Source organism: Streptomyces sp. CCM_MD2014, assembly GCF_000772045.1.
Lineage (GTDB): Bacteria > Actinomycetota > Actinomycetes > Streptomycetales > Streptomycetaceae > Streptomyces > Streptomyces salinarius.
Map to the genome: position 1 here is coordinate 5,362,483 of NZ_CP009754.1, position 16,198 is coordinate 5,378,680.

Sequence of the window (16,198 nt, forward strand, 5' to 3'; positions counted from 1 at the left end):
GGTCAGCTCCTTACGAGGCTCTCGTGGGGGGCGGCGGCGGGCGCCGGGACGCGGTCCGTGAGCGGGGTCACGGGCGGCAGCGCCTCGGGCGGCTCGCCGAGCAGCACCCGGCGCACGACGCGCTCGGCGGCCCGCCCGTCGTCGAACTCGCAGAACCGCTCCCGGAACGCCGCCCGCAGCGCCGTCGACTCCGGGCCCGCGTAGGTGCCGTCGGCGAACACGCGGGCCAGTTCCTCCGGGGTACGCGCCACCGGTCCGGGCGGGGCCGCCATGAGGTCGAAGTAGACGCCGCGGGTCTCCCGGTAGACGTCCCAGTCGTCGGCGTACACGACGATCGGACGGTCCAGGTTGGCGTAGTCGAACATGATGGACGAGTAGTCCGTGATCAGCGCGTCCGCGGCCAGGCACACGTCCTCCGAGGAGCGGTGCGCGGTCACGTCGAGGACCCGGCCGGTGCGCTCCCGCTTCCCGCCCCGGTCGTAGAAGTAGTGGGCGCGCAGCAGCACGACCACGTCCTCGCCGGCCGCCTCGCAGAACGCCTCCAGGTCCAGGGCGCCCGCGCCGAACCCGGTCTCGTAGTCCCGGTGCGTGGGCGCGTACAGGACCGCCGTCTTGCCCTGCGGGACGCCCAGTTCGCGCCGGACGCGGGCGACGTCCTCGGTGGTGGCCGTGCAGTAGACGTCGTTGCGCGGGTAGCCGTACTCCAGGTGCTCGTAGGAGCCGGGGAAGGCCCGCTCCCACATCCGGGTGGAGTGCCGGTTGGCGGACAGGTTGTAGTCCCAGCGGTCCACGCGGCCCAGCAGCTTGGTGAAGCTGCCGGTGGCGGCCGCCACCACCGGGTACGGCGACTGGTCCACGCCCATCGTCTTCAGCGGCGTGCCGTGCTGCGTCTGCACGTGCACGCTGCCGGGGCGCTTGACGACGCCCTCGGCGAAGTTGGCGTTGTTCACCAGGTACTTGGCGCGGGCCAGCACCTCCCAGTACCGGTGGCTGCCGATGACGGCGTGGTCGACGCCCGCCGGGAGCGTGTGCGCCTGGTCCGGCTCGACCAGGAACACCGACTTCAGGTGCGGGGCGAGTTCGCGGGCCTTGGCGTGGATCGCCGCCGGGTTGCAGGCGTAGCCGCGGCCCCAGTAGGCGCAGTACACGACGAGGTCCGGATCCAGCGGTCGGCGCAGGTGGCGGCGGTAGCGCAGCCGGGTGCGCAGTCCCCGCGGCCACGGCAGGCGGCCGAGGACGCCGGTCGCGGCCCGGTTGGCGGCGCGCAGGGCGCGGAAGCCGGCGTACGAGCCCGACGCCAGCAGCCGGTGCTGCACGCCGAGCCGCCCGCCCGGCGGCCGGAAGCCCGCGGGGCGATGGCGCCGGTACAGACGGCTCGCCCGGCGGTAGAAGGCGCGGCGCCCCCGCCCGGTCAGGCGCCGGGGGTGGGAGGCCGTCTTCAGGACCTGCGCGAAGAGCTGCTCGAACAGCGGGCCGAACCGCGCGGGCGGCAGGCCCCGTTCCGCGGCGTAGGTCAGCGCCAGCTCGGTCTGGTCGAGCAGGTCCGCGTGGTGCTCGCCGGGCAGGTTCAGCCGGTTGCCCTGGCGCCGCACCCGGTGCCGTACGACCACGGAGCGCAGCACCGCCACGCGCTCGGCGCGCACCGCGACGCGGGCGCCGAAGCCGACGTCCGTGAAGTGCCCGTCGGTGAAGTCCAGTCCGCGCTCGGCGAGGAAGGTGCGCCGGTGCACCGCGCTCCACGCCGGCAGGTGCACGCCGGTCAGGTGCGGCGCGCGGTCGGGGGAGAAGGCGCCGTCCGGGGCCTTGGCCAGCAGCGGGGCGGCCGGGTTGGTGGTCTCGCCCTCCCACCAGGGCACGCGCACGTACTCGCAGTACAGGACGTCCACGCCGCCGGTGTCCGCGAGGCGCGCGTCCAGCGCCGCCAGCGCGCCCGGCACGAGCACGTCGTCGCCGTCGAGGAACAGCAGGTACGCGCCGGTCGCCGCCCGCATCCCGGCGTTGCGCGCGCCGGCCAGACCGGCCGACGGCGGCGAGTGCACCGGCGTCACCCGGGAGTCCCGCTCGGCGTGCTCCCCGGCGACGTCCGCCGCGGCGCGGTCCGGCCCGTCGCAGACCGGGATCAGCTCGAAGTCGCCGAAGGACTGGCCGAGGACCGAGTCCAGGGCCTGGGAGAGCCGCCCCGCGACCCCATGGGACGGGACGATGATGCTGAAGCGGGGCATACTGCTCTTTCTCTTCTTTCGTTCGTGGTCCCGGCAGGCCGCGACGGCGGCCCCGGCCGCCCCGCCGGCCGCCACGTGGGCGGCCGGGACGGAGTGGGCCGCGACGAGCTGCGGGACATGGGAACTCCCGGTGGACAAACGGCGGTCAGAGGCTGTCGGTGACGGTCCGGGGCCCCGCCGGTTGCGGCACCGTCGCCAGCGGGGTGCGGGCGAGCAGGGCCGCGGCCGAGGGCGCCGCGCGGCGCTCGGCGAGCGGCACGACCGGCGGCAGGTCGCTGTCGCCCAGGACGATCCGGCGTACGACGCGGTCGGCGGCGCGGCCGTCGTCGTAGGGGCAGAACCGCTCGCGGAAGGCGGCCCGCAGCCGGGCCGTCCGGGCACTGTGCCAGTCGCCGCTCGCGAAGACGCCGATCAGCTCGTCCTCGTCCCGGGCGATCGCGCCCGGCGGAAAGGAACGCAGATCGACGTAGGTGCCGCGGACCGCCTCGTAGGCCTGGGGCTCGTCGGCGTGGATCACGATCGGGCGGTCCAGGCCCGCGCAGTCGAACATCAGGGACGAGTAGTCGGTGACCAGGGCGTCCGAGGCCAGGCAGAGCGACTCCACGTGCGGGTGGTCGCTGACGTCCAGCACCCGGCCGGCGGAGACGGCGAGCGGGCCGCCGTGGGCGGGGTGGGCGCGGGCCAGCACCATGAAGCGCGGGCCCAGCCGGCGCACGACGCGCTCCAGGTCCAGGGCGGAGCGCTGGGTGCGCCGGTAGTCCCGGTGGGTGGGGGCGTACAGGATCGCGACCGTGCCCTCGGGGATGCCGAGGGTCTCGCGCAGCCGGGCCACGTCCGCCGCCGTCGCCCGCTGGAGGACGTCGGTGCGCGGCTGCCCGTGCTCCAGGGTGGTCCAGCCGCCGGGGTGGACGCGTTCCCAGGTCAGCGTGGAGTGGCGGTTGGCGGAGACCACGTAGTCCCACGTGTCGACCTCGCGCAGCAGCCGGGCGAAGTCCGTGCCGCGCGCGGCGCCGGGGCGCTCCTGGAGGTCCAGGCCCATGTGCTTGAGCGGCGTCCCGGCCTGTGTCTGCACCAGGACCTGGCCCCGGCGCCTGACCAGACCGGGGCCGAAGGCCGCGTCGCACACCAGGTAGCGGGAGCGGGCCAGGGCCGTCCAGTGGGCGGCCGTGCCCGGCGTCAGGCGGCGGGTGCCGGGCGGCACGGTGTGGTGGTGCACGGGGTCGGCGGCCCACGCCGTGCGCACGTGCGGGGCGAGCCGGCGGAACGCCTCCTCCAGCGCGCCCGGGTCGCGGCCGTACCCCCGGTGGCCCTCGACGGCGAAGACGGCGCGGTCGGCGCGCAGCGGAAGGCAGCGCTGGACGCGGTAGTGCAGGCGCAGGGCGCCGGTACGGGCGGCGCGCAGCAGGCCCGCGGCGATGCTCGCCGTACGGCGGCGCAGGGCCGATGCCAGGCGCAGGGCGGCGTAGGTGCGGCGCAGGCCCAGGCGGAGCAGGGCGTGGCGGAGGCGCACGGGCAGCGGGGCGGGGGCGCCGGGGACCCGGTAGCGGCGGCAGTGGACGCGGGCCCGGCGCAGGAACTCGGCGCGCAGGGAGCGCGGGAGGCGGTCGGGGCGGGTGTACACCGTCGTCAGGTGGTCGGCCATGCGGCGGTACAGGAGGGGCCGCCAGCGGGCCAGCTCCCGGCGCGCCTCCGGGTGCGACTGCGCGCGCGCGTCCAGGAACGCGAAGACGCGGTCGTACTGCGCGAAGACGTCCAGATGCCGTTCGCTCGGTGTGCCGAGGATGCTGCCCCGGCGCCGCTGCCGGTAGTGCACGCAGACCCGGTCCAGGGTGGCGACGGACCCAGCCGCCATCAGGACCGGGTACGTCCACGGGGTGTCCTCGTAGTAGCCCGGCGGGAAGGCGAGGCCCTCGCGCTCGGCGAACTCCCGCCGCACCGCCTTGTTCCAGGCCACCATCAGCAGCTTCAGCAGCCCCGGCCGGTCGGCGAGCCGGAACGGCGCCGGGCCCTGCTCGGTGAGGTGCGCGGCGGCCTGGTTGCGGACCGTCTCGCCGGTCCAGTACGTGCGCGCGTAGTCGTAGACCAGGACGTCCGGCTCGCCGGTCTCCTTGATCCGGTCGGCGATGCCGCGCAGCGCGTGCGGGGTGAGGGTGTCGTCGCCGTCGAGAAAGACCAGGTAGTCGCCGCCCGCCCGTTCCATCCCGGCGTTGCGGGCGGGGCCCAGGCCCTCGTTGCGCGGCAGGCGTACGACGCGGACGCGCGGGTCCAGGGCCGCGAACTCGTCGGCGATCGCGCCGCAGGCGTCCGGCGAGCAGTCGTCGACCACGATCACCTCGAAGTCCGGGTACGACTGGGCCAGCACCGACTCCAGGCACGCGTGCAGATACGCCTGCACCTGGTACGCGGGAACGATGACACTGAACCGGGGCACGGGGACATCCATGGGTCGGCGGGATCGGCGCGGGCGTTCTGCCCGGCAACGGCCGCCGACGCGACTTGGTTACGGTCCCCGGGGCATTCGGGGGACGTTGTGCCCGTACGGATGAGGGGGCGGGCCGGAGACCGGCCGGCCCCCTCAAGGGTGGCTTCGCGGCGGCTACTTGACGGCGCCCGCCATGACGCCGGAGACGAACTGCCGCTGGAAGGCGAAGAACACGGCCAGCGGGATCACCATGGAGATGAACGCCCCCGGTGCCAGCACGTCGATGTTGTTGCCGAACTGCCGTACCTGGGTCTGCAGGGCGACCGTGATCGGCTGGCTCCCGGAGTCCGAGAAGATCAGCGCGACCAGCATGTCGTTCCACACCCACAGGAACTGGAAGATGCCCAGGCTCGCGATCGCGGGCCCGCCGAGCGGCATCACCACCCGTGCGAACAGCCGCAGTTCGCCCGCCCCGTCCAGCCGGGCGGCCTCCAGCAGCTCCCTCGGGATCTCCGCGAAGAAGTTCCGCAGCAGGAACACCGCGAAGGGCAGGCCGAAACCGACGTGGAAGAGGATCACGCCGATCATCGAACCGAACAGGCCGATCTTGCCGAAGAGTTCGGCGATCGGGATCAGGGCCACCTGCACCGGCACGACGAGCAGCCCGACCACGGCCAGAAACCACCAGTCGCGGCCCGGGAAGTCCATCCACGCGAACGCGTACCCGGCCAGCGCCCCGATGACCACGACCAGGACGGTCGCGGGGACGGTGATCAGCGCGGTGTTGAGGAGGGACGAGGTGATGTCGCCGTTCTTCAGCAGCTCCTCGTAGCTCTGGAAGGTGAGCTGCGAGGGCTCGGTGAAGACCTTCCACCAGCCGCTCGCCGCCATGTCCTGGGGCGTGCGCAGCGAGGACAGCAGCAACCCGATGGTGGGGACCAGCCAGAACAGGCCCACCACGATCAGGAACACCCGGACGAGCCCGCCGCTGACGGCCTCGGCGAGCCGGGACCCGAGAGACTGCTTCGCCACGACGGCCGTCCCGGGCGGCTGTGCGGCCGCCGTGGTGAGGGAATCCGCCTGAGCGGTCATCGCCGCACCTCCCGCCGAAGTCGCCGTACGTTGAACCACATCACCGGGATGACCAGGAGCAGCAGGAACACCGCGATGGCGCTGGCGACGCCCGGCTGGTCGGAGGCGAAGCCCTTGCGGTACAGCTCCAGGGCGAGCACGTTGGCGTCGTCCTGGGAGGAGCCCGGGGCGATGATGAAGACCAGGTCGAAGACCTTCAGCACGTTGATCATCAGGGTGACGACCACGACCGCGAGGACCGGTGCGAGCAGCGGTACCGTGACCCGCCGGAAGACCTGCCACTCGTTGGCGCCGTCGACCCGGGCGGCCTCCAGCAGTTCCCGGGGGACCCCGGCCAGCCCCGCCGCGATCAGCACCATCGCGAAGCCCGCCCACATCCACACGTACGATCCGATGATCGCCGGGGTGACGAGGGAGGGGCCGAGCCAGTTCAGGCCGTTGTACGGCTCCTTGAAGTTGTCGGCGGGGAGTCTGAGCAGCGCCCCGTCGGCCGCGGCGGGCAGCGTGAAGGTGCCGTCCCCGGCCGCCGTCGTCGACGCGACGACCTCGCCGTCCTTGACCGCCTCGATCTTCATCCCGGCGTAGCCCAGCTCGGCCGCGTCGACGCCGCCGAGCTTGCCGACGCCCTTGCCGCGGGTGAAGTCCTGCCAGGTGGTGCCGGTGACCTTGCCGTCCTCGGGCTCGGCGACCGCGGCGTTCTTCGCGCCGTCGGGCATCAGGTCGGGCGCGACGCCCACGAGGGGCAGGACGACCGGGGTGCCCGCGCTGACCGGCCGCTTCGTGATGAACGCGCCGTCGCCGGCCGGTTTCAGCGGCGAGTCGCGGCCCGGGTGCGCCTTCGGGAACGCGGACGACTCGGCGAACGTGTCGTGCACCCCGACCCACACCGCGTTGGCGACGCCCTTGTCCGGGTCCTGGTCGTACACCAGGCGGAAGATGATGCCCGCCGCGAGCATCGAGATCGCCATCGGCATGAAGACGACCAGCTTGAACGCCGTGCCCCAGCGGATGCGTTCGGTCAGCACCGCGAAGATCAGGCCGAGCGCGGTGGCGACCGTCGGCGCGAACACCACCCAGATGACGTTGTTCTTCAGGGCGGTGCGGATGCCGTCGTCGGTGAACAGCGTCTCGTAGTTGTCGAACCCGGCGAAGGAGTCGCCGGACTGGTCGTAGAAGCTGCGGATCAGCGAGTACCCGATCGGGTAGACCACGAGCGCGCCGAGCAGCACCAGGGCGGGCAGCAGGAACAGCGCGGCCACGGACCTGCGGGTGCCGGTCACGCTCCTGCGCGACTTGGGTGACTTGGGGGCGGCGGGGCCCCGCGAGGCTCCCGCCGCCGTGGCCGACGTCATCGCGTCAGCCTCCGTAGGCGGCGGCAGCGTCCGCCTCCAGCTTCGCCTGGGCGCCGGCGACGTCCTTCGGGTTCTTCAGGAAGTCCTGCAGCGTCTTCCACTCGCCCTTGCCGGGCGTACCGCCGAAGGCCTGCGGGGCCTGGTCCGACATGTCGAAGCGGAAGTCGTCACCGGCCGCCACCAGCGCCTCGGCGATCTTCTTCTGCACCTCGTTCGGGTACACGGACGCGTCCACGCTCTTGTTGGGCGAGAGGAACCCGCCGAGCTTCGCCTGGATCGCCGCCGCGTCCGGCGAGGCCAGCCAGGTGGCCAGCGCCTGGGCCGCCTTCGAGTCCTTGAAGACCACGGCCGCGTCGCCGCCGGAGACCACCGGTGCGGTGTCGCCCACGGCCGGGAACGGGAACACCTTGGCGTCCGTGCCGACCTTCGCCTCGGTCTCACCGATGTTGACCTGCACGAAGTCGCCCTCGTAGACCATGCCCGCCTTGGGCTGGTCGCCGCCGGTGAAGGTCTGCGTCACCGAGGCCGGGAACTCCGTCTGGAGCGCCCCGGACGCGCCGCCCGCGACGAAGTCCTTCTTGCCCCAGATCTCCGCGAGCGTGGTCAGCGCCTCCTTCACGGACGGGTCCGTCCACTTGATCTCGTGCTTGGCCAGTTGGTCGTACTTCTCCGGGCCCGCCTGCGAGAGGTAGACGTTCTCGAACCAGTCGGTGAGCGTCCAGCCGTCCGCGCCGCCGACCGAGAACGGCGCGACACCCGAGTCGTAGATCATCTGGGCGGTGTCGAGCAGCTCGTCCCAGGTCTTGGGCTCGGACGCCCCCGCGTTCTCGAAGACCTGCGCGTTGTACCAGATCAGCGACTTGTTGGCGGCCTTGTAGTACACGCCGTACTGCTTGCCGTCGACCTTGCCGATGTCCTGCCAGCCCTGCGAGTAGTTCTCGCCGAGCTCCTTGGCGGCCTCGGCGCCCAGCGGCTTGGCCCAGCCCTTCTCGACCGCCTGCTTGATGGCCCCCGGCTGCGGGAGCATCGCCACGTCCGGCGGGGCGCCGCCCGCGATCTTCGAGCCGAGGAAGTTGATGATCGGGTCCTGGGCCGGCACGAAGGTCACCTTGGCGCCGGTGCGCTTCTCGAACTCGGCGAGGACCTTCTTGAAGTTCTCCTGCTCGGTGCCGGTCCAGACGGCGGCGACCTCCAGGCTCTCGCCGTCCAGCTTCGGGAGGGTGACGGAGGAGGCCGGTGCCTTGGCACCGCCGCCCTTGTCGCCGTTGTCACCGCCGCCGTTGTCGTCGTCACCGCCGCACGCGGTGAGCGAGAGGGCGAGTGCCGCCGCGGCGAGGGCGGCGGCGGCGCGGGTGGCCCTCTTGACGGTTCTGCCTGTCCGGATGGTGCTGCTCGTGCGCATCACTGCCCCGTTCTTCGTTCATCGTCGAACGCTCGGCGCTGTTCCGTGCGCTCTGGTGTACGCCAGGGGGGTGAGAGCGGCAAGGGCGCGTCCGCCGTCGAGCGGGGATTCGTGACCGCGTCGTGACGCGCACGAGCGCCGTCTGCGGGCAGGAGTGCCGCCGGGGCGGCACGGGTGGGGCGCAGGCGGCACCCCGTGGCGCCGGGCCGCGCACCCCCGTACAGCACCCGTTGGGCTAAAGCAGCGACGGGACCTCCGCCGCCGAGACCTCGCGGGCCGCGCGCTCCAGGGCGCTGGCCAGAAGGGCCAAGTCGGTGGGGCCGTTGCCCAGTTCGCGCACCGGGCGGCGGGTGGGCGGGTCGCCCATGCGGTGCCACTCCAGGGGGACGACCGTGGGGCGGAGGGTCGCGGTGCGCGGGATGCGGCCCGTGACCCGGCCGCCCTGGAAAGCGGTGGTGCGTCCGTCGGGGTGGGTCAACACGCCGCGTCCGGGCGCCGGTTCGTCCGGCCCCGGCACGGGCGCGTCCAGGGTGACGCGCAGGGTCGCGCGCAGGGCCGGTTCCGTGTTCTCCGTACGGCCGTCGGGGGCGGTCGCCGCCACCAGGTGGACGCCGAGCCGCTCGCCCTCCCGCGCGACGGCCTCCAGCGCCCGCATCACCGACCCCGCGGCAGGGCGCCCCGGGGAACCGAGCGGGGGAGTGACGAGGGCGTCGAGGTCGTCGACGACCACGACCAGGCGGGGGAGGGGAGGGACGGGTCCCGTGCGGCGTTTTGCGGCGGGCCGCAGGCGCAGGGTGGAGCTGGGCGGGGACTCGACGTCCCCGGAGTCGGAGACGGGCACGGTCCCCGCCGTGGCCGGTGTGCGCTGGGCGACCAGTCGGCCCGACACCTCGCGTCCCGTGTGCCACTCGGCGAAGTGCGACCGCCCGAGCAGCTCGGCGCGCCGCTTCAGCTCGGCGCTCAGGGACTGGGCGAACTCCCGCATCCGCACGGGGTCGTTGGCGGTGAGGTGGGTGGTGACGTGCGGTACGTCCGTGCACACGCGCAGGCCCTCGCCGTGGGCGCCGCCCGAGCTGACGCTGTCGCGGCCGTCCATGAGGACGACGCCGAGCCGGTCGGGGCGTTCGGCCGAGGCGAGGGAGGCGACGAGCGCCCGCAGCAGCTCGGTGCGGCCGCTGCCGGGCGGTCCCTCGATCAGCAGGTGCGGCCCCTCGGCAGCCAGGTCGACCGGGACGGGGCCGCGCGGACCGGCGCCCAGCACCGCCTGTGCGCGTCCTCCGAGGGACTCCGTGTCGTCGGCCGCGGCGGCCCAGCGGGCCATCAGGGAGGCGGGGGTGGCGCGGGCCAGGCCGAGCTCGTCGAGGAGCCGGGCCGTCTGGGGGAGCGGTGCGGACACCCGCGCGTGGTGCTCGCCGCCGGTGGCGGTGTCCGTGCGCAGCGGGGCCAGGGCGCGCGCGAAGCGCTCGGCCCACGGCAGGGAGACGGCGTCCAGCGTGCCGAGGGTGCCGTGACCGACCGGGCCGGCGGGTGCGGCGGGCGCGGCCGGGGTGCCCGGGTCCGAGCCCGGACCGGCGCTCGTGCCGGTGCTCGTCCCCGTGCGCGCGACGCGCAGCAGGCGCAGGGCCGTCGCCACGTCGCCGCTGAGCAGCGCGACGGCACCGCACTCCCGGAACACCGGCGACACCGCGCAGGCCGCCTCGTACGTCCGCGTCACCGGGGACGTGGGGGAGGCGGCGGCCGTCTCGGCGAGGCACACGACGTGGATGCCGGCCCGCGGTCCCTCCAGGGCCAGCCGCGCCACCGCCTCGCGCACGTCGGCACCGCCGGGGTCCCCGTCCACGACGACCACGGTGTACGGGCCGGTGAAGCCGCAGGCAGGGTCGGCCCCGTCGCCGCTTCCGTCGGCGGGGCGGGCCCGGGAGGGCTGGTGACGGGCGGTTTTGCCGGTCGCGTCCGCGGCCGCGTCCCGGGCGCGCGCTCCGGACCGGGCCTGGTCGGCGTGGTGGTCCTCGAGGCGGCGGAGGAGTTCCTGCGCGCGGGCCGTGGCCTGCTCGCGGTCGTGGGCGAGCAGCAGACGGCAGTCCTGGCCGTGTCCCGGGCGCACCTGCGGCAGCCAGCCGAGCCAGGACCACTCGGCGTTCCGCTCGGCCAGCGGACGGGAGCGGTCCGCGCTGATCAGGACGATCTCCAGGGTGTCGGCCGAGTGCAGCGCGGCGAGCTGGGCCAGCACCGAGCGGGCCAGCCCGGTGAGCCGCTCGCGCGGGCCCGCGAGGCCGAGCGCGCCGACCTCGCGCAGGTCGGCGGTGACCGGGACCGCGGGCAGCGGGGCGGCACCGCCCGGTGCCGTCCGGTCGGCCGTGCCGAGCCGCACGGTGAGCGCCTCCGGGTGATCCGGACCGCGCTCCCACAGCCGCGGTCCCGGTCCCAGCGCCGTCAGCAGCAGCGAGGCGGGGTCCGGCCAGGTCTCCGGGGCGCGCGAGGGGGTGCCGGGCGGGGCGTCCGGCGCCGCTGTGGCGGCCGCCGTCCCGTCGTACGCCTGCGCGTCGGACACGCCGGTCTCCTGAGCGCCTGTGCGGCCGCCGGTCAGCCGCCGGGCCCACGCCCCTATCCCACCGCGCCTGCGCACCTCTTGCGGCACGTCGGTGCCGCGCAGGGGGGTGCCCTTGCGGCCGGTGCGGGTCTCGCGGCCCGGGCGGTCGTCAGGGCCTGGGCCGTCGGTCCGGCCGCGGGCGTCGGAGGAACGGCGGGGAGCCTCACCGGCCGCGCCCGCGCGGGGCGCACCCGCACCGGCGGAGCCGCCCCCGGACCCGCCCACGCCGACGTCGCCGTACGCGCACGTGCCGGGATCGCCCGGTCGGTACGGGTCCGGTGCAGAGGTACCGGGGCGGTAGCCGTCCCCGCCGGGCGTGCCGGCGCCGTACGCGCCCCCGCCGGGCGTGCCGGTGCGGGGCGGGGCACCGCCGTGCGCGTCGGCCCCGTACCCGCTCCCGCCGGCTTCGTCGGCCCCGTACCCGCCCGGCGTGGAGGAACCCCGGCCGCTTCCGTGCTCGCCGGGTGTGCCCGGCGCGGGGGTGAGGGGCCCGCCCGCGCGGTGGCCGCCGGTCGCGTACGACCCCGCGCCCTGCGCGCCGCCGTGTGTCTCGCCCGCGGCGGGGGACTGCCGCGGCAGGCCCGGTGCGGGGCCGGTGCCGTGGCTCTCGATGCGGGGGGCGCCGCCCTGGCCGGGGACCTGCGGCGGTTCGGCGGACGCTCCGCCCCTGCCGTACGCCGAGGTGCCGTACGCGTGGTGGGTGCGCCCCGCGGACGCGGTGGTGGCGTCGGGCGCCGGGCCCCAGGTGCCGTGGGCGGTGGCGTCCGGCGCGGTGCCGGACGCGCTCGGGCCGTCGGCCGCACCGCGCGCGGCCGGAACGGCGGCGTCCGGTGCGCCGCCCGCCGCCCGGGCGGCTCGGGCCGGGTCCGTCGCGCGGGAGCGGCCGCCCGCGCCGCCGGGGGCCCCCGCGCCGTCGGCCACGCGTGCGTGGGTCACCGCGCCGCCGTCCCCGCCGCCCGGTGCGGGCGCCCGGTACCCGGACAGCCGTACGTGTCCCTCCCCGTCCGGCGTCGTCGCCACCCGCGCCTCCGCCGTCGGCGGCACCGGCACGAGCCGCAGGGCCGACTCACCGATCCGCAGCAGGGCGCCCGGCGCGAAGCGGACCGGGCGGTCGCCCACGCGGGTGCCGTCCAGCGTGGTGCCGTTGGTGGAACCGAGGTCGGCGACCGAGACGCGGCCGTCGGGGCCGACGGTGACCGCGCAGTGCATGCGGGAGACGTCCGGGTCGTCGAGCGCGACGTCGGCGTCGGCGGAGCGGCCGAGCCGGATCTGGCCGCCGTGCAGGAGGTGGACGCCGCCCGCGTCGGGACCCGCGACCACGTGGAGCTGGACGGGGACGTCCGCCGGCTCGATGTGCGGGTCGGGCTCGCCCGGCGCGCCGAGACAGAGCACGGCGCCGTCGACCAGCGGAGGCTCGCCCAGGGTGCTGCGCTGGGCGTCGAGGCGCTGCGCGCCGGAGTACAGCACCACCTGGCCGGAGCCCGCGCCCTCGCCGGGGAGTGCGGCGGCCAGCGCGGAGGCGACCGCGGCCAGCGCCGTGCCGGCCGGCGCGGTGACGAGTACGTCACTCCGCGCGGCGCGACCCCCCGCCGAAGCGGCCGAAGCGGCCGGGACGGCCGGTGCATGCGGGCCCAGCGGGTCCACGACGGTCAGCCGGATCTGCATCGCCGTAAGCGGTCCCTTCGCGCGGGCGCCCGCACGCCGGGACGGAAGCCGCCACCACGGTCCCCCACCGCGGACTTCCCCCACCGTCACACGAGCACGTCGGCCAGTACTGCACGCATCCTCGCACCTGCCACTGACAACGCGCCCGCCGCCCGCCGTCAAATGATCTTGATTGGTCGGCTCTGCCCCCAAAAATGCCTGACAGCCGCTCCGCGGATGATCGAAAGCCGTCCGCTTGAGATCGGTCACGTTTGGACAGCGGCAACCAAGGGACCGGGTCGAGCGTCTTTCCTTCGAACGTGGCCCGGAGGCGGCACTACAGTTGGGTCCGACTGGGACCCACCGTCGCCCGACCGCTTCTGCGACAGTGGGTCCGAACAGCCAGCAAGCAACTAGGAGCGCATGACGTGCGGCCCGTCGGCAGCAAGTACCTCCTCGAGGAGCCCCTCGGCCGCGGCGCCACGGGCACCGTCTGGCGTGCCCGCCAGCGCGAGACCGCGGGCGCCGAGGCGGCCGTGGCCGGACAGCCCGGCGAGACCGTCGCGATCAAGGTTCTCAAGGAAGAGCTCGCGAGCGACGCCGACATCGTGATGCGCTTCCTGCGCGAACGTTCCGTCCTGCTCCGGCTCACCCACCCCAACATCGTCCGGGTCCGCGACCTGGTCGTCGAGGGCGAGCTGCTGGCCCTCGTCATGGATCTCGTCGACGGCCCCGACCTCCACCGCTATCTGCGCGAAAACGGGCCGCTCACCCCGGTTGCCGCGGCCCTGCTCACCGCGCAGATCGCCGACGCGCTCGCCGCGAGCCACGCCGACGGCGTCGTCCACCGCGACCTGAAGCCGGCCAACGTCCTGCTGAAGCAGACCGGCGACGAGATGCACCCGATGCTCACCGACTTCGGCATCGCCCGCCTCGCCGACTCACCCGGCCTCACCCGCACCCACGAGTTCGTCGGCACGCCCGCGTACGTCGCGCCGGAGTCCGCCGAGGGCCGCCCGCAGACCTCCGCCGTCGACGTCTACGGCGCCGGCATCCTGCTGTACGAGCTGGTCACCGGCCGTCCCCCGTTCGGCGGCGGCTCCGCCCTCGAAGTGCTGCACCAGCACCTGAGCGCCGAACCGCGCCGTCCCTCCACCGTCCCCGACCCGCTGTGGACGGTCATCGAGCGCTGCCTGCGCAAGAACCCGGACGAACGCCCCAGCGCCGAGAACCTCGCCCGCGGCCTGCGCGTCGTCGCCGAGGGCATCGGCGTGCACGCGAACAGCGCGCAGATCGGCGCCGCCGAAGGCGTGGGCGCGCTCCTCGCCCCCGACCCGGCACCCGCGCAGGTCCCCGGCACCCCGGACGCCGCCTACGACCCGAACGGCGCGACCAGCGTCCTGCCGCACACCGGGGGCCCGGCGGGCGCCGCCGACCCCACCGCCGTACTCCCGAACACCGGGGCCGCCGACCCCACCGCCGTCATGCCGCCGGTGGGCCCGGGGCAGGCCGGACAGCCGGGCGCGCCGGGCCAGGGCGGACCCGAGGACCCGCACCCCTGGCAGAACCAGCTCCGCGCCGCACGCGACCGCAACGAGCAGACGCAGGTCCAGTACCTCGACCCCAACCAGGACCCGCTGCGCCGCCGCCCCCAGCGGCAGGTCTCCCGCGCGCCCCAGCAGCCGCGCCAGGCCCCCCAGGGCCCGCCGCCCCAGCAGCCCGGCTACGGCTACCCCCAGCAGCAGCCGCCGCAGCCCCAGCCGCCGCAGCGGTACGCCCCGCCGCCCGCGCCCGAGCCGCAGCCGCCCCGGCGCGAGCCCAGGCCGCCGCGGCAGCGCAGCGCCAACCCCATGCGCATTCCGGGGCTGGGCTGCCTCAAGGGGTGCCTGGTCACGATCGTCGTCCTGTTCGTGGCCGGCTGGCTCGTGTGGGAGCTGAGCCCGCTCCAGGACTGGATCGGCACCGGCAAGGGCTACTGGGACCAGCTCACCGACTGGTTCACCACCGTGACCGACTGGATGGGGGACCTGGGCGGCTCCGGCGGAGGCTGAGTCTGGAGACTTGTCGACATCCGGAGGGTGATTTCCGCCTCCGCGGTGAAGGCCGGCTCCCGGGACGCGTACTTTTAGGCGCAACACGCGTCGGTAGGAGCAGTCTTGGCACGGAAGATCGGCAGCCGGTACACCGCCCATCAGATCCTCGGGCGGGGCAGCGCCGGCACGGTGTGGCTGGGCGAGGGTCCCGACGGACCCGTCGCGATCAAGCTGCTGCGCGAGGACCTGGCGTCCGACCAGGAACTCGTCTCCCGCTTCGTGCAGGAGCGCACCGCCCTGCTCGGCCTGGAGCATCCGCACGTCGTCTCCGTGCGCGACCTGGTGGTCGACGGCAACGACCTCGCGCTGGTCATGGACCTGGTCCGCGGCACCGACCTGCGCACCCGCCTCGACCGGGAGCGGCGCCTGGCGCCCGAGGCCGCGGTGTCCGTCGTCGCCGACGTCGCCGACGGACTGGCCGCGGCCCACGCCGCCGGGGTCGTGCACCGGGACGTCAAGCCCGAGAACGTGCTGCTCGACATGCAGGGCCCGCTCGGTCCCGGCGGCTCGCACCCCGCACTCCTGACGGACTTCGGGGTGGCCAAGCTCATCGACACCCCGCGCCGCACCCGCGCCACGAAGATCATCGGCACGCCCGACTACCTCGCCCCGGAGATCGTCGAGGGCCTGCCCCCGCGTGCCGCGGTCGACATCTACGCCCTCGCCACGGTCCTGTACGAGCTGCTCGCCGGCTTCACGCCGTTCGGCGGCGGCCACCCCGGCGCGGTGCTGCGCCGCCACGTGACCGAGACCGTGGTCCCGCTCCCCGGCATCCCCGACGAGCTGTGGCAGCTCCTCGTCCAGTGCCTCGCCAAGGCCCCCGCCTCCCGGCTGCGCGCCTCCGAGCTGAGCGCCCGGCTGCGCGAGCTGCTGCCGATGCTCGCAGGCATGGCCCCGCTGGACGTGGACGAGCCCGACGCCGAGCAGCAGGAGGACGCCTCCGACGAGTCCGCGGCGTCCGCCGCGTCCCCGGCCGCCCCCGAGCCCGTACGGCGCCGGGGAGCGGTGCCGCTGGTGCCGGGGGCCAAGCCCGCCGACTCCAACCGCGACACCCACACGTCCATGCGCGTCCCCGCCCCGGACGAGCTGGCCGGCGGCGCCCGCGGCACCGCCCGCGCCCCGCGCGCGGCGGGCTCCCCGCGCCCCGGCTCGGCCCGCAACCGCGCCACCGCGCGGCGGCGCCGGCTCGCGGTGGGTGCGGGCGCGGTGGCCCTGCTGGCGGCGATCGGCGTCGGCACCTGGCTGGCCACGGGCGGCGACGAGGACGGCACCGGACCCCAGGACACGCGGAACTCGGCACCGGCCGCTCCCTGAGCCCCGCACCGCCGCCGCGGTCCACGCCCGCACCCCCGCAGGGCGTGGACCGCCGGCCGGAGCCGTT

General features: G+C 75.2%; 8 protein-coding genes. 2 read left to right on the forward strand and 6 right to left on the reverse strand.

The annotated features are described in order from the left end of the window. Positions 1 to 2: 2 nt before the first annotated feature. The 6 genes from NI25_RS23965 to NI25_RS23990 all read right to left on the reverse strand — a co-directional run bounded on the left by NI25_RS23965 (position 3) and on the right by NI25_RS23990 (position 12,745). The gene (locus NI25_RS23965) at positions 3 to 2,222 is read right to left on the reverse strand and encodes a bifunctional glycosyltransferase/CDP-glycerol:glycerophosphate glycerophosphotransferase (protein ID WP_061444413.1); all 2,220 of its coding nucleotides are present in this window, start codon (positions 2,220 to 2,222) and stop codon (positions 3 to 5) included. 145 nt (positions 2,223 to 2,367) lie between these two features. Beyond that, positions 2,368 to 4,653 (reverse strand): bifunctional glycosyltransferase/CDP-glycerol:glycerophosphate glycerophosphotransferase, encoded by a 2,286-nt coding sequence (locus NI25_RS23970; RefSeq protein ID WP_061444414.1) that lies wholly within the window; start codon positions 4,651 to 4,653, stop codon positions 2,368 to 2,370. A 165-nt stretch (positions 4,654 to 4,818) separates the two neighbouring features. After that, positions 4,819 to 5,736 (reverse strand): carbohydrate ABC transporter permease, encoded by a 918-nt coding sequence (locus tag NI25_RS23975; RefSeq protein ID WP_061444415.1) that lies wholly within the window; start codon positions 5,734 to 5,736, stop codon positions 4,819 to 4,821. After that, positions 5,733 to 7,088 (reverse strand): carbohydrate ABC transporter permease, encoded by a 1,356-nt coding sequence (locus NI25_RS23980; protein WP_199561021.1) that lies wholly within the window; start codon positions 7,086 to 7,088, stop codon positions 5,733 to 5,735. Before NI25_RS23980 ends, NI25_RS23975 begins: the two co-directional genes overlap by 4 nt. A 4-nt stretch (positions 7,089 to 7,092) precedes the next feature. Then, on the reverse strand, positions 7,093 to 8,490 hold the full coding sequence (locus NI25_RS23985; protein ID WP_061444417.1) for an ABC transporter substrate-binding protein: 1,398 nt from the start codon (positions 8,488 to 8,490) through the stop codon (positions 7,093 to 7,095). Between the two features lie 235 nt (positions 8,491 to 8,725). Then, entirely contained in the window at positions 8,726 to 12,745 is a 4,020-nt protein-coding gene (locus NI25_RS23990) for an FHA domain-containing protein (protein ID WP_061444418.1), read from the reverse strand. Between the two features lie 407 nt (positions 12,746 to 13,152). On the opposite strand from NI25_RS23990, the gene NI25_RS23995 reads away from it, so the two are divergent. Together NI25_RS23995 and NI25_RS24000 are read left to right on the forward strand one after the other, a co-directional pair. Then, complete coding sequence (locus NI25_RS23995) at positions 13,153 to 14,775, forward strand: serine/threonine-protein kinase (RefSeq protein ID WP_061444419.1); 1,623 nt, start codon at positions 13,153 to 13,155, stop codon at positions 14,773 to 14,775. A gap of 105 nt (positions 14,776 to 14,880) precedes the next feature. Further along, positions 14,881 to 16,131 (forward strand): serine/threonine-protein kinase, encoded by a 1,251-nt coding sequence (locus NI25_RS24000; protein ID WP_061444420.1) that lies wholly within the window; start codon positions 14,881 to 14,883, stop codon positions 16,129 to 16,131. The last annotated feature ends 67 nt before the right edge of the window (positions 16,132 to 16,198 follow it).

Bases quoted from the DNA above. Each gene is read 5' to 3' on its own strand.
- NI25_RS23965 (WP_061444413.1), bottom strand. From the start codon at position 2,222: ATGCCCCGCTTCAGCATCATCGTCCCGTCCCATGGGGTCGCGGGGCGG.
- NI25_RS23975 (WP_061444415.1), bottom strand. From the start codon at position 5,736: ATGACCGCTCAGGCGGATTCCCTCACCACGGCGGCCGCACAGCCGCCC.
- NI25_RS23980 (WP_199561021.1), bottom strand. From the start codon at position 7,088: ATGACGTCGGCCACGGCGGCGGGAGCCTCGCGGGGCCCCGCCGCCCCC.
- NI25_RS23985 (WP_061444417.1), bottom strand. From the start codon at position 8,490: ATGCGCACGAGCAGCACCATCCGGACAGGCAGAACCGTCAAGAGGGCC.
- NI25_RS23990 (WP_061444418.1), bottom strand. From the start codon at position 12,745: ATGCAGATCCGGCTGACCGTCGTGGACCCGCTGGGCCCGCATGCACCG.